At 70.5% G+C, this 21236-nt stretch carries 22 protein-coding genes and 1 tRNA gene; 15 read left to right on the top strand and 8 right to left on the bottom strand.

Going from position 1 to position 21236, the window contains the following annotated elements; genetic code table 11:
* Positions 1 to 30: 30 nt before the first annotated feature.
* Positions 31 to 744 (top strand): GntR family transcriptional regulator, encoded by a 714-nt coding sequence (locus tag I4I78_RS14455; RefSeq protein ID WP_218611823.1) that lies wholly within the window; start codon positions 31 to 33, stop codon positions 742 to 744.
* Between the two features lie 68 nt (positions 745 to 812).
* Positions 813 to 1097 (top strand): hypothetical protein, encoded by a 285-nt coding sequence (locus I4I78_RS14450; protein ID WP_218611822.1) that lies wholly within the window; start codon positions 813 to 815, stop codon positions 1095 to 1097.
* A 304-nt stretch (positions 1098 to 1401) separates the two neighbouring features.
* Here the strand turns inward: I4I78_RS14450 and I4I78_RS14445 are convergent, their stop codons facing one another.
* Together I4I78_RS14445 and I4I78_RS14440 are read right to left on the bottom strand one after the other, a co-directional pair.
* Positions 1402 to 1722: a hypothetical protein gene (locus tag I4I78_RS14445; protein ID WP_226379708.1), complete on the bottom strand. Its 321-nt coding sequence runs from the start codon at positions 1720 to 1722 to the stop codon at positions 1402 to 1404.
* A gap of 57 nt (positions 1723 to 1779) precedes the next feature.
* Positions 1780 to 2019 (bottom strand): hypothetical protein, encoded by a 240-nt coding sequence (locus tag I4I78_RS14440; protein WP_218611820.1) that lies wholly within the window; start codon positions 2017 to 2019, stop codon positions 1780 to 1782.
* A gap of 432 nt (positions 2020 to 2451) precedes the next feature.
* Here I4I78_RS14440 and I4I78_RS14435 point away from each other — a divergent pair, with 432 nt between their 5' ends.
* The 6 genes from I4I78_RS14435 to I4I78_RS14410 all read left to right on the top strand — a co-directional run bounded on the left by I4I78_RS14435 (position 2452) and on the right by I4I78_RS14410 (position 7326).
* Complete coding sequence (locus I4I78_RS14435) at positions 2452 to 2784, top strand: hypothetical protein (protein WP_218611819.1); 333 nt, start codon at positions 2452 to 2454, stop codon at positions 2782 to 2784.
* Positions 2785 to 3038: 254 nt separating this feature from the next.
* Positions 3039 to 4148, top strand: coding sequence for a sensor histidine kinase (locus I4I78_RS14430; RefSeq protein WP_218611818.1), 1110 nt, complete (start codon positions 3039 to 3041; stop codon positions 4146 to 4148).
* Complete coding sequence (locus I4I78_RS14425; RefSeq protein ID WP_308252109.1) at positions 4145 to 4816, top strand: response regulator transcription factor; 672 nt, start codon at positions 4145 to 4147, stop codon at positions 4814 to 4816. Before I4I78_RS14430 ends, I4I78_RS14425 begins: the two co-directional genes overlap by 4 nt.
* A 100-nt stretch (positions 4817 to 4916) precedes the next feature.
* Positions 4917 to 5822 carry an ABC transporter ATP-binding protein gene (locus tag I4I78_RS14420; RefSeq protein WP_218611817.1) on the top strand — a complete coding sequence of 302 codons (906 nt, stop codon included), beginning with the start codon at positions 4917 to 4919 and terminating at the stop codon, positions 5820 to 5822.
* Positions 5819 to 6574: an ABC transporter permease gene (locus I4I78_RS14415; protein WP_218611816.1), complete on the top strand. Its 756-nt coding sequence runs from the start codon at positions 5819 to 5821 to the stop codon at positions 6572 to 6574. Before I4I78_RS14420 ends, I4I78_RS14415 begins: the two co-directional genes overlap by 4 nt.
* 2 nt (positions 6575 to 6576) lie before the next feature.
* Positions 6577 to 7326 (top strand): ABC transporter permease, encoded by a 750-nt coding sequence (locus tag I4I78_RS14410; RefSeq protein WP_218611815.1) that lies wholly within the window; start codon positions 6577 to 6579, stop codon positions 7324 to 7326.
* A gap of 92 nt (positions 7327 to 7418) precedes the next feature.
* Here I4I78_RS14410 and I4I78_RS14405 read toward each other — a convergent pair whose 3' ends face one another.
* Positions 7419 to 8696: an erythromycin esterase family protein gene (locus tag I4I78_RS14405; RefSeq protein WP_218611814.1), complete on the bottom strand. Its 1278-nt coding sequence runs from the start codon at positions 8694 to 8696 to the stop codon at positions 7419 to 7421.
* 369 nt (positions 8697 to 9065) lie between these two features.
* Between I4I78_RS14405 and I4I78_RS14400 the strand changes: the two genes are divergently transcribed.
* Positions 9066 to 9737 carry a DUF4190 domain-containing protein gene (locus I4I78_RS14400; protein ID WP_218611813.1) on the top strand — a complete coding sequence of 224 codons (672 nt, stop codon included), beginning with the start codon at positions 9066 to 9068 and terminating at the stop codon, positions 9735 to 9737.
* Positions 9738 to 10081: 344 nt separating this feature from the next.
* On the opposite strand, the gene I4I78_RS14395 is transcribed toward I4I78_RS14400, so the two are convergent.
* From I4I78_RS14395 to I4I78_RS14385, 3 genes are all read right to left on the bottom strand, one after another.
* Positions 10082 to 11869: a tyrosine-type recombinase/integrase gene (locus I4I78_RS14395; RefSeq protein WP_308252108.1), complete on the bottom strand. Its 1788-nt coding sequence runs from the start codon at positions 11867 to 11869 to the stop codon at positions 10082 to 10084.
* Positions 11870 to 11956: 87 nt separating this feature from the next.
* Positions 11957 to 12031: transfer RNA gene (locus I4I78_RS14390), tRNA-Thr, on the bottom strand.
* Between the two features lie 39 nt (positions 12032 to 12070).
* Complete coding sequence (locus I4I78_RS14385) at positions 12071 to 12349, bottom strand: hypothetical protein (protein ID WP_218611812.1); 279 nt, start codon at positions 12347 to 12349, stop codon at positions 12071 to 12073.
* 156 nt (positions 12350 to 12505) lie between these two features.
* Here I4I78_RS14385 and I4I78_RS14380 point away from each other — a divergent pair, with 156 nt between their 5' ends.
* The 3 genes from I4I78_RS14380 (at position 12506) to otsB (ending at position 16275) form a co-directional block, all read left to right on the top strand.
* Positions 12506 to 13996 carry a threonine/serine exporter family protein gene (locus I4I78_RS14380; RefSeq protein ID WP_308252107.1) on the top strand — a complete coding sequence of 497 codons (1491 nt, stop codon included), beginning with the start codon at positions 12506 to 12508 and terminating at the stop codon, positions 13994 to 13996.
* Between the two features lie 63 nt (positions 13997 to 14059).
* Positions 14060 to 15511 carry a trehalose-6-phosphate synthase gene (locus I4I78_RS14375; protein WP_218611811.1) on the top strand — a complete coding sequence of 484 codons (1452 nt, stop codon included), beginning with the start codon at positions 14060 to 14062 and terminating at the stop codon, positions 15509 to 15511.
* On the top strand, positions 15508 to 16275 hold the full coding sequence (gene otsB / locus I4I78_RS14370) for a trehalose-phosphatase (protein WP_218611810.1): 768 nt from the start codon (positions 15508 to 15510) through the stop codon (positions 16273 to 16275). Before I4I78_RS14375 ends, otsB begins: the two co-directional genes overlap by 4 nt.
* A gap of 38 nt (positions 16276 to 16313) precedes the next feature.
* Here the strand turns inward: otsB and I4I78_RS14365 are convergent, their stop codons facing one another.
* Both I4I78_RS14365 and I4I78_RS14360 read right to left on the bottom strand, forming a co-directional pair.
* Complete coding sequence (locus tag I4I78_RS14365) at positions 16314 to 17210, bottom strand: MOSC N-terminal beta barrel domain-containing protein (RefSeq protein ID WP_308252106.1); 897 nt, start codon at positions 17208 to 17210, stop codon at positions 16314 to 16316.
* A complete protein-coding gene (locus I4I78_RS14360) occupies positions 17207 to 18310 on the bottom strand; it encodes a LacI family DNA-binding transcriptional regulator (protein ID WP_218611808.1) in 1104 nt (367 codons plus the stop codon). The genes I4I78_RS14365 and I4I78_RS14360 overlap by 4 nt, the downstream gene beginning before the upstream one ends.
* A 185-nt stretch (positions 18311 to 18495) precedes the next feature.
* Here I4I78_RS14360 and I4I78_RS14355 point away from each other — a divergent pair, with 185 nt between their 5' ends.
* The 3 genes from I4I78_RS14355 to I4I78_RS14345 all read left to right on the top strand — a co-directional run.
* On the top strand, positions 18496 to 19560 hold the full coding sequence (locus I4I78_RS14355) for a metal ABC transporter solute-binding protein, Zn/Mn family (protein ID WP_218611807.1): 1065 nt from the start codon (positions 18496 to 18498) through the stop codon (positions 19558 to 19560).
* A gap of 15 nt (positions 19561 to 19575) precedes the next feature.
* Positions 19576 to 20448: a metal ABC transporter ATP-binding protein gene (locus I4I78_RS14350; RefSeq protein WP_374225872.1), complete on the top strand. Its 873-nt coding sequence runs from the start codon at positions 19576 to 19578 to the stop codon at positions 20446 to 20448.
* A partial coding sequence (locus I4I78_RS14345) for a metal ABC transporter permease (protein ID WP_218611806.1) occupies positions 20445 to 21236 on the top strand: 792 nt, incomplete at its 3' end. The genes I4I78_RS14350 and I4I78_RS14345, both read left to right, overlap by 4 nt.

The following is a 21236-nucleotide window of genomic DNA, read 5'->3' as shown; positions in this document are numbered from 1 at the left end:
CGACGACGTTGCGCCAGTTAGGGTCGCTCCATGCGGGCGGGAACCGGACGCGACCACTCGTCCTCGAACGTCAGCCGAGGCGCCCAGGCCCGAGTGCTGGACGGGCTCCGGGCGGAGATCGTCGCCGGCTCCCGGCAACCGGGCCAACCGCTCTCAGAACTTGCCCTGGCCACCGAGTATGACGTCAGCCGCACACCCGTCCGCGAGGCCCTCAAGCAACTTCAGATCGAGGGCCTGATCGAGATCCGCCCGCGGGTCGGGACCTTCGTCCGGGTACCGAGCCGCCGCGAACTCGTGGAGCTCTTCGAACTCAAGGAGATGCTCGAGGGCATGGCGGCACGACTCCTCGCCGCGCGGGGAGACCTCGCACTCCTAGACCGGATCGAGGACAACCTCGAGCGTTCCGAGCGGGCCGTCGCACGCGACGACGCGACGGCCTACGCCGACCTGGTCCACGAGTTCCACGAGCTGGTCGTGACCGGCGCCGACAACACACGGCTGGTCGCCCACTACCGCACGCTGATGAACCAGCTCGCTTACCACCGGCTGGTGTCGGCGTCGCTGACCCGGCCCGGCCGGCTCGGCGCCTCGCTGTCTGAACACCGGCACGTACTGGAACTGATCCGGGAGAAGGACGGGTTCGGCGCGGAGTTCGCCATGCGCGACCACGTCCGCTCCAGCGAGCGGGCAACGATGTCCCTCGACGATCCACTGCGGGTCGCCCCGGCCGACCCGGGCAGCTAACACGCCCGGAGCGTCCCGTCGGCGATCGGAGAACAATGCTCATTCTGCTGGAGCCCGCGATCTGTTCGGTGTCCGAGGCGGACACCCTCACCGACCTGCACGTCGTCACCGCGATCGACGATCCGGCCGCGCTCGAGGAGGCCGTCTGTACCGCCAGGCTCGGGCGGACCGAGCCAGGAGAGACGGGCCACGTGTTCGTCGACATCGAGCGTCTCCGGTCGCTCGCGCGAACCGGGGCCGTCCGCGACGACTGGGACGACCGGTTTGACGCCATGATTGCTTACGCGGAGCGGAAGGGGTGGCTGGACGACACTGGCAACGCCGCTCGAGCGCACGTAGATCGATCCGGCTGACCACGACGTTGCTCCGTCCCTCCCGATCGGCCGAACCGAGGCCTGATGAAACCCAGCAGACCCACCTCGTCTTTGATCGATGAACCACCCGAGCCTCACAGGTCATAGGACTGCAAGGTCCATCGGCCGCAACTCTGCTCGGTACCGCAGGTAGCGCGCACCGTGGCGCCAGCGCCCGAACTCCACCGCTCCGTCGACGGCAAGTTCCACGACCTCCGTGGGCGCGACCGGGGTGTGCTCCACCCCGTCCTGTGTGCCAGCCAGGGCTTGACGACGACGCCTTCGACGCCGCGGTCGGTCTCGTTCATCCAGGCGCGGGCGGCCTGCAGGTCCTCGGTGGCGGGCACCAGACCCAGCGGCTCCTCGACGCCATCGAGAGTCCGACCAGGCGCGCCCGCCGGTCCCGGTACGGCTCTGCCCGTACGTCACGCCCGGCAACGGCGAGCACGTCGAACACCAGGAACCTGCGGGCTGAGTCCCGGCTGGTGAGGGCGGTGAAGTCGACCCGGCCGTCGCGCATCGCGACCAGCTCGCCGTCGACCACGGTCCCGGCCGGGAGCTGATCGGTCACAGCATCGGCGATGTCAGGGAACGTGCGGGTGCTCGCCCGCGGGGAACTGGCCAGCGAGGCCGCGCTGGTAGTTGAACCTGGCGAGCAGGTGAGAGCTTGTCGTCGGTGTCGTCATTGCAGCTCGGCCCTCAGCTCCGCGAGCAGACGGCTGTACTTGTCGCGGCTGGCCGCGATCGCAGGCCTGTCCCGCGGGTTCAGGGCACGCTGGTCCTGCACGCACGCCACGATCTCTGCGCGAAGATCCTCGATCCGCACCTGATCGGGATCTGCCGAGTGGCGCTCCAGGTTGAGCGCAGCGATGTAGCAGCCGATCACCTCGTTGATGGCCTCTTGCGCGGTCTCGTACGCCACCGCCTCCTTGCTGTCCCATCGATGCGACGGAAGGTTGACGACTGCCTCGACGCCTGTAGGGCGATCACCCACGGTCACTAGTCCGGCCCCTCAGTCGCGACAGTTCACACAGCCCGAAACGCACTTTACTTGCCTCGCGCAACGAATCCGCCCCAGTTTTCCGTCCGGAGGGCGGAGCGCCCCTTCGGCGCCGAGCGGGTTGGTTCGCTGTCGGATGTAGTTCACACCCGGTGTCGACGGCCGTCGACCTGGTCACATCCCGCGTTCCGCGCTCGGCAGTCACCGGGGAGCGCTCCGGCTGCGAGCGATTTCCGGCAGCCTTGCGGGATGGAGCTACGAAAGACGGTGGAGCCTGCGATCGCAGCCTGGTTGCACTCCGAGATCGGCGAGCTGACGGAGTCCCTGGGGTCCGAGCTCCCGATGCTGGGGTCTGTGGCGAAGCGCAGCGAGCGTCGTGGTGCGCCCGCTCTCGCCGATGACGTGCTGGCCGCCTGGCACCGAGAGCTCGCGCGCCAACGACACATCGTCGGGCACGCGGAGGTGTCCTTCGTGGAGCAGGCGCGGCGGGCCGGCTGGTCGGAGGAGGGAATCTCGTCCGTGCTCGGCCTCGACGACGACGTCGAAGTCCAGGCTCATGTCGATGCGCTGGAGTCGTTGCTGGTTCGGACCCATCCGAGCCAACGGCCTCTGCCATGGACGGGGTCCCCGGCGACGAGCCACGGGGACGAGCCTCCTGCTCCAACGTCGATGGTCACCGAAGAGTAGTACCGCCGGCGATCACAGCCTCGGGAGCTGTTGCTCCTTGCGCTGTTCGGGAAGGCCAGCGACCGTTCACGGGGCGAGTACGCGCCGCGGCGATCGGTACCACCCTTCAGGTCGCTGGGGCGGAGAGACGACTCGTCACCCCGCCGAGGGGCCAAGCAGTGTTGCGAAGTCGTGTCAGGCTGGGGTGCGTGACGGGTCGGACGAGCTCCTGGTTACGTGGGCATCCGCGCGCAATCGACACGGCGGTCGCGACGGTGGTGTTCCTCTACACCCTGCCGCTTCTTCGCGCCGCCGTTCCAGGATGGTTCCCCCCGATTATGGGGGTGGTGCTGGCGGCGGGTCTGTGCGCTCCGCACCTGGCATGTCGAAGCCGACCTTTGGTGGGCTTCGGGGCCGTCGTCGGAGCTTTCGGGATCCAACTGGTTCTGGGTGTGGGTTTCCTGCCGGCCGACGTCATGCTCTGTCTCGCGCTCTACCGCGTGGCGGTCCGGCGCAGCCGACAGATCTCCGTCGCTGCGGCTGCGGTCGTGGCGCTGTCTGCCGTTCTCGCGACCGTCCGGTGGGATGATCCTGACTTCGGGACTCCCGAGCTGGGGTCGACCCTGGTCCTGGTCGTGTCGGTCTGGATCTGGGGGTCCATGATCGGGGTCCGTCGCGCGTACGTGGCGGCTCTCGAAGACCGTGCAGCCCAGCTGGAGCGCGATCAGGAGAACCGGAACCGGATCGTCGTGGCAACGGAGCGGGCCCGGATCGCGCGAGAGATGCATGACGTCGTCTCGCACAGTCTGAGCGTGGTCGTGGTCATGGCCGAGGGTGCGGCGGTGAGTGTTCGTAGCGATCCTGACCGTGCGGAGCAGGCGATGCGGACCGTGGAGAACACCGGTCGCACTGCGCTGTTGGAGATGCGGCGGATGCTGGGAGTGTTGCGCGATGGGGGACCAGGGTCAGAAGCCCCGCAACCAGGCCTCGGGCAGCTCGGCGCGCTGGTTGACGATGCCCGGGCCTCCGGAGCGCCGGTCGAGTTGACCACGCACGGAACCAGCCGGGCGCTGCCGGCCGGTGTTGACCTCGCCGTCTTCCGGATAGTGCAAGAGGCGCTGACCAATGCACGCAAGCATGCTGGTCCGAACCTGACCCGGATCGATGTCCACGTGCAGGTCGACGACGCTGCCGTCGAGGTGCGGGTTGGCGATGACGGCCGCGGCCCGTCGACCGGAGGCCGTGCCGGCGAACTCAGCGGCGGACACGGTCTGGTCGGCATGCGCGAACGGATCGCTGCTTATGGCGGGCAGCTGCGCGTGGGCGCGCGTTCCGGTGGGGGCTTCGAGGTCAGCGCGAGCGTGCCGCTGGGGAGGACCGCGTGACGATCCGCGTCGTTCTGGTCGACGATCAGGAACTCATTCGTGTGGGGTTCCGGATGATCCTCGACGCGCAGGACGATATCGAGGTCGTCGGTGAGGCTGACGACGGTGACACCGCCCTCGAGGCCTTGCCGAGGTTGGCGGCAGATGTGGTGCTGATGGATGTTCGGATGCCACGGATGAGCGGGGTCGAGGCCACTCGTCGTATCGTCGCTGAGGGCGGCGGACCGCGGGTGCTGATTCTGACCACGTTCGATCTCGACGAGTACGCCTACGACGCTCTTCAGGCCGGGGCGAGTGGCTTCCTGCTCAAGGACGCGCCGCTGTCCGACCTGGTCTCGGCGATCAGGCACGTGCACTCCGGGGATGCCGTCGTGGCGCCCAGCACGACGCGGCGACTACTGCGCCAGTTCACCCGCAGTCGACCTACCGGAGGGGAAGCCCAGGCCTGCCCCGCCGGGCTGGACGAGCTCACCGCCCGGGAACGCGAGGTCCTCTTACTCGTGGCCAAGGGATTGTCGAACACCGAGATCGCCGAGCACCTCGTGTTGTCCGAGGGCACCGTCAAGATCCACGTGGGCCGGATTTTGACCAAGCTGGGCTTGCGCGATCGGGTCCAGGCAGTCGTCCTGGCCTATGAGGCCGGTGTCGTCACCATCGGCGATCACTGACCGACGAGTCCAGCGCCACCGGGTGTATGCCTCAGGTCGTACACGAAGATCTGCCTACGGACAGACGCGTCGGCTGCCCACGACGCGACATGGTGTCGGCGTGACTTTGGCGATCACGACCCATGATCTGGGCAAGAGTTGCGGTGACCGCGCTGTCGTCGACAACCTCGACCTTCACGTTCCCGAAGGATGTGTGTACGGCTTCCTCGGACCGAACGGGTCGGGCAAGTCGACGACGATGAAGATGCTCTTGTCCCTGGTCCGCCCGACCCGGGGCGAGATCGAGCTGATGGGCCGGCCGCTGCAGCGGTCCACGCGCCGCACACTGCTCGCCGACACTGGTTCGCTGATCGAGGCCCCGCCGGGCTACGGGCACCTCACCGGCGGGGAGAACATGCGCTTGGTGCAGCGGTTGCTCGGGCTCAGCGACAAGCAGGTGAACCGTGCAGTGCACACCGTGCGCCTGCAGGACCAGCTCGACAAGAAGGTCCGGAACTATTCGCTGGGTATGAAGCAGCGTCTCGGGATAGCGATGGCCCTGGCCCGCGAACCACGGCTGTTGATCCTCGACGAGCCCACCAACGGACTCGACCCTGCCGGCATCGAGGAGATCCGCGGTCTACTCACCCAGCTCGCCAGCCGCGGGACCACCGTGATGGTCTCCAGTCACCTGCTCGGCGAGATCGACAAGACCGCGACCATGCTCGGCATCCTCAGCAACGGCAAGCTGCTCTTCCAGGGCACCCGCGACCAGCTACTCGCCCGTTCCACCCCGGACGTGCTCATCGACTCCTCAAATCCCCGGCATGCGGCGTCGCTGGCCACGCAACGGCATCCGACGCGCCTCGACGGACCGACAGTACGTCTGTCCGGACTCACCCAAGCCGACACCGCCGCAGCTGTGGCGATGCTCGTCCACGAAGGCATCGGCGTCCACGGCGTGCGCCACGACACCCAGTCTCTCGAGGACGTGTTCATGGACCTCACCGGAGGAGGGGGCCTGTGATCGCACAAGCCGTGCACAACGAGTTCGCCAAGATGCGGCACCTGCGGGTGGGCCCGCTCGTGGCCGTGATGGTGGCCGGCGTGCTCGCAGTGACCTGTCGCGAACTCACCACCCCCGGGTTCCTCGAGTCGGTCGACGATCCAGCCGGACAGTCCTGGCAACGGCTACTGGCCAGCATGGCCTTCGCAGCCCCGCTGGTGTCACCGATCCTGATCGCCGTCCTGGCCAGTCGGCAGGTCGACCTGGAGCACCAGGGCAACGGCTGGCTGTTCTCACACACCTCCGGCCTTCCCGCCGGCCGGCTGTGCCGCACGAAGTTTCTCGCCACGGGTGCGGTGCTCGGGGCGGCCACGCTGATCGAGAGTGCCCTGGTGATCGGAGTCGGCACACTGGTCGGGATCACGGTGAGCTTCCCCGCCGGGCAGTGGCTGGCCTACACCGCCTCGATGGTCGTCGTCAACCTGGTCCTGCTGGCCCTGCACCTACTACTGGCCACGAGGATCGAGAACCAGCTGATCGGGCTCGGTATCGGTGTCCTCGGCGTCTTCCTGGCTGCATCCGGATCCGGGATGCAGCCCTGGTTGGCCCACCTCACCCCGTGGGGCTACTACGCCCTGGCCACACCCCTGGACTACCGCGGCGAAGTACTGGCCTCGATCACTCCCTGGCATCTGAGCATCGTGGCACTCGCCGTCGTCGGCACCGCTGCGTTCCTGCTCATCACCCGCCGATTCGATCGGCAGGAGGTCTGACCATGGGCTCTGTTCAAGCGGAGTTCCTCAAACTGAAGCGATCGATGAGCTGGGCCGTGGTCATCGTGCTGCCCCTGATGGCCGTCATCACCGGCACTACCAACACCGTCGTCTCCGGCCAACAGCTCGACGACGGCTGGAAAACCCTCTGGCTGCGGGTCATCGTCTTCTACGGCCTGTTCCCACTGGCCGTAGGCGTCGCCGCACTCGCATCGCTTATCTGGCGGGTGGAACACCGCGACGGCAACTGGAACGCCTTGATGGGGCGCCGCGTCTCCAGCCTCGAAATCGTCCTCGGCAAGGCCGCGGTACTGGCCGCGCTCATGGCCGCCATGCAGCTGGTCCTGCTGGCCGGCACCGTGCTGGCGGGCAAGCTGATCTTCGGGCTACCCGGCTTCATCCCCAGCGAGTACCTGCTAGTCAGCGTCATCATCGTCCTGGCCTGTCTGCCCGTCGCGACGCTCCAGTCAGCGCTGTCGATGCTGATGCGCTCCTTCGCCGCCCCGATCGCCATCGCACTGCTGGGCGCGGTGGTATCGGTCGGACTCCTACTGGCCGAGATCAACGGTCTAATCGCGGTCGTTCCGTACGCGCTGCTCGGCCGCGCGACACAGCTGGGCACCGGGTACTTCGCAGACAGCGGATCCATCACAACAGGGACCATGCTCCTGCTCATCGTGGCCTCAGCCGGACTGACCGCACTGACCGTCGTCGCGACCGCCGCAGGTCTGGATCGACGCGACATCCGCTAACCCTGACGCATTCGCTTCAGAGTTCAGCTACGGCTCAGCTCGTGGGAACCGTTCGATTGGTACTCCACAGCCGTCAGTCCTCCTCGTGGGACTCAGTACAGGCTCACGTGGTCGGTCGTCGTGGCGGTCGGCAGGTTGACGACCGCGTCGTGGGCGGCGAGGACGTCGGTGGGCAGATGAGTACCCTGCGCACCGATGCTGCTCGGCGCGGTCCGGGGGTCACCGCGTAGTGGGCCGAACGGGAACGCCGACGTGACGGCACCCAGGCCGGCCACGTTCAGAGCGCTCTCGAGACCGGTGTGCGGGGGCTCCGCGACGGGGTCGTCCGTGACGACGAACCCGTGTGGATCCTCGGTGGTCATCGAGATCGCGGGAGCACGTCGCGCTGTATGGGTGAGTGCGATCGTGCGGTAGTCCTCTCCGAGGGCCTCGGCCAGGTAGGAACCCATCGTGAGCGCCGCGGCGCCCTCCTCGACAGCGGTCTTCTGGATGTGGAGGTTGTGCGCGACCAGCACGACCCGGTTTTCGCGCCCGAGCCGGTCGAGGTGCCAGAACATCGAGTCAGCCATCAGCCGGTCACGGATCGATGTGTCCGGCGCGGACCCCGTGGTCAACAGGTCGTGGATGGCCGCGATCATATGGTCAGCGGCCATCGCGATGTCGAGGTGACGCCTGGCAAGGTCGACTTCGGACTCGCCGGTGCGCTCGACGTAGACCCGCCGCAGGGCGTCCATCCGCAGCGACAGCCGGGAGAGGGTCGCGGTCAGCAGCGTGCGGTCCGCGATCGGGAGCTGCGCCCACAGCGGCGCGGACCCGGCCTGCGACAACGACTCGAAGCGGTGGGAGATCTCCCGGGCAGTTCGGGCCCGGTCAACCGTGTCGGGGTCTGCGAGCTCCAGGAACGCCACCAGCGGTTCGAGCACCGGACGCAGCGTGCCACCCCCACCCGGCGTGTCGAGGCCAACGAACCGGATCGGGTGTTCGCCGCGTGCGTTGTGCTCTCGCAGCCAGCGCCAGCGGTCCCGGGTGGCCTCGGACCGGGCGTGCCGGCCGTGGCGCAGATCAAGATCGTCGTCGGACCCATGACCTTGCAACCAGCCGTCCAGCGCGGCGGCCTCAGCGAAGCCGAACTCGTAGGCGAGCACAGTGAACCCGTGACGCTCGGCGAGGTAGCGGATCACGCGCCGCTGGATGGCAGCGAACTCGGCGACGAAGTGGGTGGCCTCACCCAGCGCCACGACGCGGGCGTCACCGATGACGGGATCGAGGACCGCGAGATCGGCATCGGCAACCTCCTCGATCGAGGGCAGCACGGTCGCAAGCTCACGCACAGCACGGGAGAGCACGTCGGGGACGGCGGTGTGAGGCATCGGGTGGTTCTCTCACTCGTCGGATCGTGGAAGTCACGACGGGAACAGAGGACATACCGATCAGACCGACGCGCGGACGGCTGCGCCGCTCCCGGTGGGAGCTGATCAGAGGTAGTACTGCCCCCAAGCCATGATCACTACGTTAGCCGCCCTCGCCCGCCTGCGCATTCAGGTTTGCCGCCTAGGTCTTAACGCTCTTTCCTGAGGTCCAGGACTTCGTCCACATTCTTGATGATCCGGTATCCCTAAGTGCAACGGATCCGACCGTGGCGCGACTTAGGTGTCGTGACAACCTCGCAGCCGCCTACGGGCTACCCGCAGAACCAGCCGCAGCCCCCGCCCCAGTGGGGCCCACCGCCCAATTACCAGATGCCGCCGCAGCAGTACGCCCCTGCTCCGAGGAACGGGCTCGGTATCGCCGCGCTGGTCCTCGGAATCTGCGGCTTCCTCAGCGGCCTCATCCCGTTCTTCTTCTGGTTCGCCCTCATCGCCGGTGTCATCGGCCTGGTCCTGGGTCTTGTCGGCTTCGCGCGTACCCGTAAGAGGGTCGCGACAAACCGGAAGACCAGCGTCGCCGGAGTGATCCTCTCGGTGCTGTCGATCGCGATGGGTATCTGGGGTGCGGTGATCCTGTTCCAGGGCCTCAACCAGCTCGCCACCGACCTCGGCGCACCCACCAGCACCGCCCCGGCGGCGGTTGCTCCGGCCGGACAGGTGCAGGACGTCGACGGCCTCCAGCTGACCGCGGACCCGCTGACCGTCGAGGACTCGTTCGGCACCGAGTCGCTGTGCACCTCGGTCAGCTACAACAACACCAGCTCCGGGTCGAAGCCGTTCAACATGTTCGACTGGCAGCTCCTCGGCCCGACGGGGGCCACCAGCAGCCCCGGCATCGGCGGAACGGGCGACGCACTGAACTCCGGGTCGCTGGTCGCGGGCGGAACCATCAGCGGAACCGTCTGTTTCGACGGTGCTCCCGCGTCGGGCGAGTACCGGGTCATCTACTCGCCAGCGAACACGGCGTGGACGCAGACCCGCTGACTCTGCTTCGAAGCCTCGGGCTGTGCACCCGCACGAGGTTGTCACGCACCCGCGGGCGCGCATGAAAGCGGGCCCCCATCACCCCCTATCGGGTGGTGGGGGCCCGTCTATGACAGGTGCTGGTCGAGCGAGGCGCCTTTCAGCTCAGCCACTGAAAAGCTCTGCGCAGTGCTCAGCGATGGCGTCACGGCCGCTTCTCGTATCGGCCAGAATGCGGTTTCGGTCACTGCCCCAGTCGCTACGAGAGCCGCTGTCGCCGCGTCGGCTCGGAAGTATCGCCGTCACCCGGGTGCTCGACTCGGGCATGCTCGGCGCGGGCACGGTCCTCGATCTGCGCCCGGGGGCTACCAACGCAGCACGATCGGTTGCTTGCCAGCGGCGTCAATCGGGACAGCCTCGATCTCGTAGTTCCCGATCCAGTCGTCACCTACGTCGGTGTTCTCGGGATCCTCGATTCGCGCGATCGCGAGCAGGTGGCCACGGAACCCGCCGGGATCCGCCAGGCTCCCGGTTACGATGCGTTGGGGGAAGCGGTGGCCGCCAGGGCCGCGCAGAGTCACCGCCCAGTACTCGGCAGTGGGAACGGCCCGAGGTGCAGGTGCGGCTGGCCCGGGCGCGGCGGAGGCGCCCAATGCTGCGACAAGCGGCCGTGATGTCCCGTCGACGACCAGCCCCCACGATTTCAGCAGCACAATGGCGCGGCGCGCAGTGGACAGCGCGACCTCGTGCGCCTCGGCCAACTCGGGTGCAGCCGGCAACGGCTGACCCGCCGCGAGCTGGCCACGGTAGATGCAATCGGCGATCACCGCGGCAACCTTCTCGTACGGGTGCCGCGGATCCGCACGGGCTCGCCGTGCCTCATCGCCGGGTCCCGGGCGAGCGGGCATTCCGGCTCCGATCCCGACGGCGGCCCGCTGGTCCGCCTCGGCTACCCATGCTGTGTAAGTCCGCAGCGTCGTCGTCCCGCCGCCGCCGTGTCCGAGTCGTCCGGCCACCGTGCGAATGTCCACCCCGCCGGAGATCAGCTCTGTTGCCGAGTAGTGCCGGAGCTTGTGGATCGTCGTGTGGATACCCAACCGGACGGCGAGCCGCTCGTACCGCTGCGTCACCGAGTCCGGCTTCGGGAACTCGCTGCCGTCCGGTGAAGGTGAGAACACGAAGGCCTCCGCACGCAACTCGAGCCCGAGCGCGGCGGCATCCTGCTCACAGCGTGTGCGGTGCTCCACCAGGACCGCGACCGTCTCGGCGTCGAGAGCTATCCGGCGTTGCTGGTGGGTCTTCAGCTCGGCCTCCACGAGCCGGCCGTCGGAGTCCTTCCGGATCGCCCGACGCAGCCAGATCACCGGCCGCTCCGGGTCGAGGTTCACCGACGACCACCGGATCGCGCACAGCTCACCCCGGCGCACACCGGTCGTCATTGCCACCCACAGCAACGCACCCCAAGACGGATCACGCCACGCCTCACTAAGGATCCGAGCGGCCTCGGCCGGGGAAGGCGGCTCCGGGTTGGGCTTCGGCATAGCTGGCGGCTCAGCCTGGCCGATTGGACTGACCGAGACCCACCGCCAGCGCACGGCGCGCTTGAACGCGCCGGAGAGGATGAAATGCATGTGCCGGACCGTCGTCGGGCTCAGCGGTCGGCACCGGTGTGGCCCACACCGGTCGTCGCACTCGTGCGGGCCGGCCGTCCGGTGGTCGACCTGGCGACGGCTAGTGCAGTGCGTGCGGCACCGGCGGAGCTCGGCGTAGAACGAGTCCAGGATCTCGGCGTCCACCTGGCCGACCTTCAGATGCCCCAGGAACGGCGCGATGTGGTTCCGGACGTACCCGCGGTAGAGCGTCAGCGTGTTCGGCGCACCGTCGAACTGGTCGAGGTAGCGCTCGAGCAGCTGGTCAACCGTGGCGCTCGTGCGCGGGTTGCGGCGTTCTGCCACCTCACGGAGCAGCCGGTCCCGGACGTCCCGGGCGGTGCGCTCGGCGTTCGGGCCTGGCGGGACGACCTCGATCAGGTCGTGCCGGCGCTTGGTCACCGGGTCGACACCGGCATAGACGCGCACGCGCAGCGCTCCGCTCGGCAGCTCGTCGATACTGCCGTGCTGTCGCCCTGACCTGGCGACTTTCGCCTTCGCCACGGACGCAGCATACCGCGCTCGTGTCATGTTCGGTGTCACGTCGAGCGATACACGGGCGACGCATCCAGCAAACGTGCTGGTCAGAGCTGGAGCCGGAGGTCGGGATCGAACCGACGACCTACCGCTTACAAGGCGGTTGCTCTACCACTGAGCTACACCGGCGGGTGTCGCCGACGGACGAGGTCGGCACGTACAGGATAGTCAGCCCCTGATCAGCGCCAGGACCGTCCCCGCAAGCATCGCGACCACGAACCCGACGCCACCCACGAGGATGAGGATCCGGCTCGATCTCGGCACCGTCCCCGTCGTCGCGACGGGCTTGGCCGCGAGGAGGTTCCCCACCCCGAGCATGGCGACCAGCAGCCCGCCGAGGAAGTTCGCGCTCGCGATCAGCAGGACGGCGGCGGCCAGGACGACGGCGCCGGTCAGACGCAGTGTCCGGGCACGCTTCCTCCACTGGACGGGCCGGGCGGAGGTCACCGGCCGACGGTAGCAGCGGCCCCCGCGCGGCCCGCCGGATCCGCCGCACACCACCGCCGGGTGCGAGACCCGCCCGTCCCCGCTCGGCGTGCCGGAGCGGGGTCCTAGCCTGGACGCGTACGCACGGGCGTCGCCGTGGTCTACCGGAGTGAAGGGGTGGTTCGTACCGTGGCCGAGGAGTCGCACCCCGCCGACCGGTTCAGCCGTCGGCTCCGCGGGGCGCTGCGCCGGGACGCGAAGCGGTTGCTCACGCCCGGGCCCTCCACCGTCCCGATGCTCATGCTGGGCCCCCAGGTCCCGGACGACGCGCAGGTCCAGCAGGTTCTCGACCTCTGCATGCGGGTTGGAGAGATCCAGCTCTCCAGCGGGGAGAGCGTCGACGAGGTCACCGCCACCATGCTGCGGCTGGCGAACGCGGCCGGCCTGCCCGCCGTGGACGTGGACATCACGTTCACCTCGATCACCATGTGCTGCCACCGCGGCAACGCGGCAACGCCGGTGACGTCGATGCGACTGGTGCGATACCGGGCGCTGGACCTGTCCCGGCTGGCCGAGACCGACAAGATCGTCCTCGACCTGGAGGCCGGGAAGCTCGACGTCCGCGCCGCGTCGGCGGCGGTCTCGGAGGTCGTCAAGGCTCGCCACCCCTACCCGCGGTGGGTCGCCACGTTCGGCTGGGCCGGGCTGGCCGCGTCGATCGCCCTGCTGCTCGGCGGCGGAGCGATCACCGCGGCGGCCGCGTTCGTGACCACCGCGGTGATCGACCGCATCGGCCGGGTGCTCAACCGGCTGGGTGTCGCGTCCTTCTTCCAGCAGACTCTCGGCGGGCTGCTGGTCACGGTGTCCACGATCGGCCTGATCGCGCTCGGTTTCTTCCCCGCCGACGCCCGGCCGTCCTACATCGTGGCCGCGGGGATCACGGTGCTGCTGTCCGGGCTCAGCGTGGTCAGCACCGTGCAGGACGCCCTGACCGGCTACTACCTGACGTCGGCGGCGCGGATCGTGGAGATCGCGTTGCTCTCGGCGGGCCTGCTCACCGGCGTCGTGGTCGGGCTGAAGTTCGGTTTCGCGGTCCAGGTCAGCATCGAGGTCTCCGGTGACCTGCCCTCCAGCGCCGCCCAGTTCAGCCTGTCCACCCTGGCCGGCGCGACGTCGGCGATGTTCTACGCGATCGCCGGCTACACGCCGTTGCGCTCGTTGCCGGTCGCCGGCGCCGTCGGCGGCGCGAGCTGGGCCGTCTACGGCGCGCTCACCCAGTTCACCGAAGTGGGCAACGTCACCGCGACCGGGGTCGCGGCACTGGTCGTCGGCCTCGCGGCGGGGCTGCTGCGCCGCGGCGGCAACACCCCGCCGATGGTGATCACACTGGCCGGCGTCACGCCCCTGCTGCCCGGTCTGGCGGCCTATCAGGGCTTCTACCAGCTGGCCGTCGAGGGCGTCGCCGAAGGACTCGTGACGGTCACCCTCGCGCTGGCGACCGGCCTCGCGCTGGCGGCGGGGGTCGCCCTGGGCGAGTTCCTCACCCGGCCCCGACGGAGGGCCGAGGAGCGACCGGCCGAGGAAAGGCCGGTCGAGGACAAGCCGGCCGAGGAGAAGCCGGTCGAATCCGCGGTCGAGCCCCAGGCCGCGGTCGACGAGTCCCAGTAGGGTCGGTGCCGAGGCCTCCGCGGGCTCGCCGGAGCGCGTCGACGCCGACCTCGAGGAGGGCATGTGACCAGCGGCAGCACCGGGTCCGCACCGGTGAACACCTCGGCCGACCTGGTGGTGGTGGCCAATCGCCTGCCGGTCGACCTGGAGACGCTCCCGGACGGGAGCGACCACTGGAAGCGCAGCCCCGGAGGCCTGGTCACCGCCCTGGAGCCGACGCTGCGGGCCCGCGAGGGAGCCTGGGTCGGATGGCCCGGCGTCCCGGACGTCGACGTCGAGCCGTTCGCCGAGGACGGCCTGTCGCTGCACCCGGTCCGGCTCTCGGCCGACGAGGTCGTCGACTACTACGAGGGCTTCTCCAACGGCACGCTGTGGCCGCTCTACCACGACGTGGTCGCCGCGCCGGCGTTCCACCGGCACTGGTGGCGCGCCTACGTCCGGGTCAACGAGCGCTTCGCCGAGGCGGTCGCCGAGGTCGCCGCGCCCGGCGGCACGGTGTGGGTGCAGGACTACCAGCTCCAGCTCGTCCCCGGGAAGCTGCGCGAGCTCCGGCCCGACCTGAAGATCGGCTTCTTCCTGCACATCCCGTTCCCGCCGGTCGAGCTGTTCCGCCAGCTCCCGTGGCGGACCCGGATCATGGAGGGCCTGCTCGGCGCGGACCTGGTCGGGTTCCACACCGAGGGCGGGGTGCGGAACTTCCACTGGCTGGCCACCGAGCTCGCCGGCGGCTCCGCCGACCACGACGACCCGGAGATCGTCCACGTCGGCGACCGGCAGGTCCGGCTGGGCGCGTTCCCGATCTCGATCGACTCCTCGACGCTGGACTCGCTGGCCCGCACCGACACCGTCGTGAAGCGGGCCGCGGAGATCCGCGAGGAGCTCGGCGACCCGCGCCGGATCGTCCTCGGGGTGGACCGTCTCGACTACACCAAGGGCATCGACGTCCGGCTGCGCGCCTACCACGAGCTGCTCGAGGAGGAGCGGATCGACGTCGACGACGCCGTGATGATCCAGCTGGCCACCCCGAGTCGGGAACGCGTCGACCACTACCGGCAGATGCGCGACGACATCGAGCTCTCGGTCGGGCGGATCAACGGCGAGTTCGCGCGGGTCGGGCACCCGGCCGTGCACTACCTGCACCAGTCGCTGCCCCGCGAGGAGCTGGTCGCGTTCTACCTGGCCGCCGACGTCATGCTGGTCACCCCGTTGCGTGACGGCATGAACCTGGTCGCCAAGGAGTACGTCGCCTGCCGGCCGGACGAGCGCGGCGTGCTCGTGCTCAGCGAGTTCGCCGGCGCCGCCATCGAGCTGACCAGCGCGCTCCTGGTCAACCCGCACGACACCGACGGCGTCAAGGAGGCGCTCTACGCGGCGCTGACGATGAACGCGGAGGAGGCCGGCAAGCGGATGCGCACGCTGCGCCGCCAGGTCCTCGACCACGACGTGGACCGCTGGGCGCGGTCGTTCCTGGAGGCGCTGGGGGTCGACGTCCCGGACGAGCAGGGCCGGTCGTGAGCGGTCTGCTCGCCCGGCTCGACCGGCTGGCGGAGGTGCCCGTGCTGCTGGTCGCCCTCGACTTCGACGGGGTGCTCGCCCCGCTGGTCGACGACCCGTCGTCGTCGCGTCCGCTGCCCGCCTCCGCCGAGGCCGTCCGGACGCTGGCCTCGCTACCGGGCACGACCGTCGTCATGCTGTCCGGGCGCGGGCGCGACGACCTGGTCACGGTCTCCGGGTTCGACGCGCCGGTGCGGTTGGTCGGCAGCCACGGCAGCGAGTTCGACCCCGACCTGTCCGCGTCGCTGGGCCGGGGCGAGTTCCTGACCCCCGCTCAGCACGACCTGCGCGCCGCGCTGATCGAGGAACTGCAGACCCTCGTCGACGACGTGGCGGGCGCGCGTCTGGAGGTCAAGCCGGCCGGGGCCGCGGTGCACGTGCGCGGCGTGGACCCGGCCGCCGGGACGGCACTGCTCGACCGGGTCCGGACCGGTCCCGCCGCCCGGGACGGCATCGACGCGACCGAGGGCAAGGACGTCGTCGACCTCGCCGTGCTGGTGACCACGAAGGGCTCCGCGGTGGACGCGCTGCGCGCCCACCTGGAGGCCGACGCGGTGCTGTTCGCCGGCGACGACGTCACCGACGAGTCCGTGTTCGTCCGGCTCTCCGGACCGGACGTCGGCGTCAAGGTCGGCGACGGGGACACCGCCGCGACCCACCGCGTCGCCTCCCCCGAGGAGCTGGCCGACGCACTCACCCACCTGGTCCGGGCCCGGCCCGCCTGACCTGCTGCGGCCGGGACGACCCGGGCGGTTCGGGCGGCTCAGCGCGGCGGGCCGCCGGACGGGTCGGCGGAGTCCAGGATCTCGACCGGGTCGCCGACCCGGATCTCGGCGCCGGGGTCGTCCGGGATCAGGTTCACCCCGAACCACACGCCCTTGTCGAACCGGCGGTGCCGGCCCAGCGTGGCGAGGGGCTCCTTCCCCTTCTCCGCGGTGTCCGGGTCGACCGTGGTGAGCACGCAGCGCGCGCAGCCCTTCGGCACCCGAAACAGCGCGTCGCCGATCCGGACCCGGCGCCAGCCGTCCTCGGCGAACGGCGCGAACCCGGACACCACGACGTTCGGCCGGAACCTGATCATCGGCACCGGGCCCTCGTGCGCGCGCGGACCGTCGCCGATCCACGTGTTGACCTGCGCGAGCGACTCCTCGGCGGCCAGCAGCACGGGGAACCCGTCGGCGTAGGAGACCCGGTCCCCGGCGTCGCTGAACGCCGGGTCCGGACGGCGCCGGTCCGGGTCGTCGAGATGCACCAGCGCGACGTCGGTGCCGGCGAGCTCGGAGAACCAGGCATCCGCCGCGGGACCGGCACGCAACCCGGCGGTGTCCCAGCGGTGCACCCGCACCGCCATCGGCTCCGCGTCCGGCGGCGGGACCGCGACCGACAACGGCGCCATCCCCGGCGCGGTCATCGCCAACCCGTCCGGCGCCGGCTCCGGGACGGCGAGCACCAGCCGCGGCAGCGTGCGGGCGGTGGCCATCGTGCCGTCGGGGTGGGCGAGCATCCAGCGGCGGTCGCCGTCGAGGCCGGCGCGTTCGACCCTGGCCCGCTCGACGGGCAGGCCGCGGCACGACTTGACCGGGTGGCGGTAGAGCGCGGTGAGCGTGCCGGTCCCGCTGGTGGAGCCGGCCTCGCGCAGGGCGGAAGGACCGGGCGTCACCATCCCGAGAAGAACTCCCCGGACTGCCGCAGCACGCGGCTCGTGGTGCCTTCGATCAGCTCGGTGGGCAGCGTGACCTGCTCGGAGGTGTTCCGGTCGCCGCGTTCGAGCAGCAGCCGTCCGGCCTCGCGGCCCTTGTCCCGGAACGGCTGGCGGACCGTGGTCAGCCCGAGCCGCTCGGCCTCGGGGATCCCGTCGAAACCGGCCACGCTGAGGTCCTCCGGCACGCGCAGCCCACGCCGGCGGGCCTCGTCCAGCGCGCCGATGGCGAGGACGTCCGAGGTGCAGACCAGTGCCGTGAGGTCGGGGCGGGCGTCGAGCAGCATCGCCGCGCCCTTCGCGCCGGCCGCCTCGGAGTGTTCGAACCGCTCGTGCACCGGCACGTCCGCCCAGTCCACGCCGACCTCGGCGAACGCGTCGCGCAGCCCGGCCAGGCGCTCCCGCTGCACGCTGTAGGTGCTGCGCGTCTGCCGGTCGAGGTCGGCCGGGCCGTCCTGTCGCCGGGCGCCCAGGCGCATGCACAGGACCCCGATCCGGCGGTGGCCCAGCCCGCTCAGGTGGCGGCCGAGCGTGAGCATCCCGGCCCGGTCGTCGACGCCGACCCGGTCCACGCCCGGGACCCCGGACGGCTGGTCGCAGACGACGGTGGGCAGCGGGCGCTGCAGCACGGCCTGGAAGTGCGGGTCGTCCTCGCTGACCGAGTAGACGACGAACCCGTCCACGCCGGCCTGGTAGACGGCGTCGACGTCGGAGTGCTCGGGGCTGACCGGGACCAGCAGCAGCCCGGTCCCCGCCTTCTCGCAGGCCAGCGCCAGTCCCTCGAGGAACCCGGTGGCGACCGGGTCGCGGAACGCGAAGCTCAGGGCCTCGGTGAGCAGCAGCCCGACCGCGCCCGCCTTGCGCGTGCGCAGCGACCGCGCGACGGGGTCCGGCCCCGGGTAGCCGAGCCGGCGTGCGGCTTCGAGCACGCGCTCGCGCAGCGGGGCGGAGAGCTGGTCGGGCCGGTTGTAGGCGTTCGAGACGGTGGTCCGGGACACGCCCAGCTCCGCGGCCAGCGACGCCAGCGTCGCCGGTCGTCTGACGTGCGGAGACCCGGTCATCCCCGAACGTTAACGGCCACCGGGCCTCCGGAGGAAGTCGAGCGCGCCGAGGGTGACCGGGTCGCCTCGGACCGGGCGCAGCTCACAGGATCTCCGAGGTCCCGGCCGCCGATCCGGGCGTAGAGTGAACCGACAACGGTTATCAATAAAAACATGTCTACTCGTTGATACGGAGCGCTCCCACCATGTCCCGATCCCCCCGCGCCGATGGTCGTTCCGCGGCCGCCGGCCTCCCCCGCGCGGCCGCCACCGTCGCCGGACTGGCCGCCGTCACGCTCGGCCTGAGCGCCTGCGGCTCGCCCGACGCCGGTTCCGGTTCCGGTTCCGCCGCGCCGAGCGGCGAGGCCCCCGGCCAGGTCCAGGTCGTCGCGTCCACCGACGTGTGGGGTTCGGTGGCGAAGGCCGTCGGCGGCGACCGGGTCGCGGTCACCTCGATCATCGACAGCCCGGAGAAGGACCCGCACGAGTACGAGGCGACCCCCACCGACGCGACCTCGGTGGGCCGGGCCGGGCTCGTCCTGGTCAACGGCGGCGGCTACGACGCGTTCATGTCCGGCCTCGTCGACGCCTCCGGCAACACCGCCCCCGTCGTCGACGCCGTGGCGCTGTCCGGGCTCGAGGGCGCCGGCGAGGCGGCCGGGGCGCACGCGCACGAGGGCGAGGAAGCGGCGCACGAGGGCGAGCAGGCGGGCGGCGAGGCGGGCCACGAGCACGGCGCGTTCAACGAGCACGTCTGGTACAGCCTGCCGACCGTGCAGAAGGTCGCGAACGACGTCGCTGCCCGGCTCGGGACCATCGACCCCGCCGGAGCCGCCGCGTACACCGCGAACGCCCAGCGCTTCGACGCCTCCGTCACCGGCCTGACCCAGAAGGCCGGGGCCATCGGCGCCGCGCACCCGGGCGCGAAGGTCGCCGTCACCGAGCCGGTGCCGGGCTACCTGCTCGAGGCCGCGAAGCTGCAGGACGTCACTCCCGAGGAGTTCTCCGAGTCGGTCGAGGAGGGCAACGACCCGCCCGCCGCCGTCCTGCAGCAGACACTGGCACTGTTCACCGCGCAGCCGCCGGTCTCCGCCCTGGTGCTCAACGGTCAGACGCAGACCCCGACGACCGACCAGGTGAAGGCGGCGGCGACGACCGCGGCCGTGCCCGTCGTCGAGGTCACCGAGACCCTCCCCGAGGGCACGGGCGACTACGCGGCCTGGATGGGCGCGCAGATCGACGCCCTGGCCGGGGCCCTGGACAAGCGGTGAGAGGAGACTCGAGCGGTGACCACCGACTTCGGGAGTGACCTCGCGCGCGCGGCCGACCCGGCGACCGGACGTCCGGCCGCGCTGTCGCTGCGCGGGGCCGGGCTCGCGTTCGGGCAGCGCACGCTGTGGTCCCGGCTCGACCTCGACGTCGACCCGGGCGAGTTCGTGGCCGTGCTCGGGCCCAACGGCTCCGGCAAGACGACGTTGATGCGGGTGCTGCTGGGGCTGCTGCCGCTGTCCGAGGGCGAGGTCCGGGTGGCCGGGCGCGCGCCCCGGCGCGGCAGCCCGGAGATCGGCTACGTGCCGCAGCAGCAGCCGTTGGACGCGGACCTGCCGCTGCGCGGACGGGACCTGGTCGGCCTGGGCCTGGACGGGCACCGGTTCGGTCTCGGGCTGCGCGGGCGCGCCGACCGCCGTCGACGGGTGTCGGCCGCGCTGGAGGCCGTCGGCGGCACGCACTACGCCGACGCCCCGGTCGGGCGCCTGTCCGGCGGCGAGCAGCAGCGGCTGCGGGTGGCGCAGGCACTGGTCGGCGATCCGGCGGTGCTGCTCTGCGACGAGCCGCTGCTCTCGCTGGACCTGTCGCACCAGCGCACGGTGACCCGGCTGATCGACGAGCGCCGCCGCGCGTCCGGCACCGCGGTGCTGTTCGTGACCCACGAGATCAACCCGGTGCTGCCGCTGGTGGACCGGGTGCTCTACCTGGTCGACGGCCGGTTCCGGATCGGGCCGACCGAGGAGGTGATGACCTCCGAGGTGCTCTCCGAGCTCTACCGCACCGACGTCGACGTGCTGCGCGTGCGCGACCGGCTGGTGGTCGTCGGCGCCGAGGACGGGCCGGTGGACACCCACCCCGGCCACGGTTCCTGCGACGGGTCGGCCTCGTGACCGCGCTGTTCAGCTTCGAGGGCCTCGGCGAGCTGCTGGAGCAGCAGTTCGTGATCAACGCGCTGATCGCCTGCGCCGTGCTCGGCCTGGTCGGCGGGCTGCTCACTCCGCTGATCGTCTCCCGGGGCATGTCGTTCGCCGTGCACGGCACCGCCGAGCTGGCGTTCACCGGTGGTGCGGCGGCGCTGCTGCTCGGCGTCGGGGTCGGCCTCGGGTCGGTGGTCGGCGCCGTGGTGGCGGGGTTGGTGTTCGGGCTGCTCGGGCTGCGCCAGCGCGAGCGGGACTCGGTGATCGGCGTCGTGCTGGCGTTCGGGCTCGGGCTCGGCGTGCTGATGCTCTCGCTCTACGACGGGCGGGCGTCGAACAAGTTCGGCCTGCTCGCCGGCTCGATCGTCGCGGTCGACGGGACGAACCTGTGGGTGCTCGCGGTCGTCGCCGTGTTCGTGGTCGGGGTGCTCGCCGTGGTGTTCCGGCCGCTGCTGTTCGCCAGCACCGACCCGGACGTCGCGCTCGCCCGCGGGGTGCCGGTGCGGGCGCTGTCGCTGGTGTTCGCGGTGCTGATCGGGCTCACCACGGCCCTGGCCGTCCCGATCGTCGGCGCGATCCTGGTGCTCTCGGTCATGATCGTCCCGGGCGCGGCGGCGAACCGGGTGACGGCCAACCCCGCACTGGCCACGCTGATCGCGATCGTCATCGCCGAGGTGTCACTGGTCGGGGGGGCGATCCTGTCACTGGCCCCGGGCCTTCCGGTGTCCGGCTACGTCGCCGCGATCGGCTTCGTGGCCTAC

This window comes from Pseudonocardia sp. KRD291, from assembly GCF_019263595.1.
Classification (GTDB): domain Bacteria; phylum Actinomycetota; class Actinomycetes; order Mycobacteriales; family Pseudonocardiaceae; genus Pseudonocardia.
Note: the sequence above shows the minus strand (reverse complement) of the source record. Positions and strands in the feature narration are given on the sequence as shown.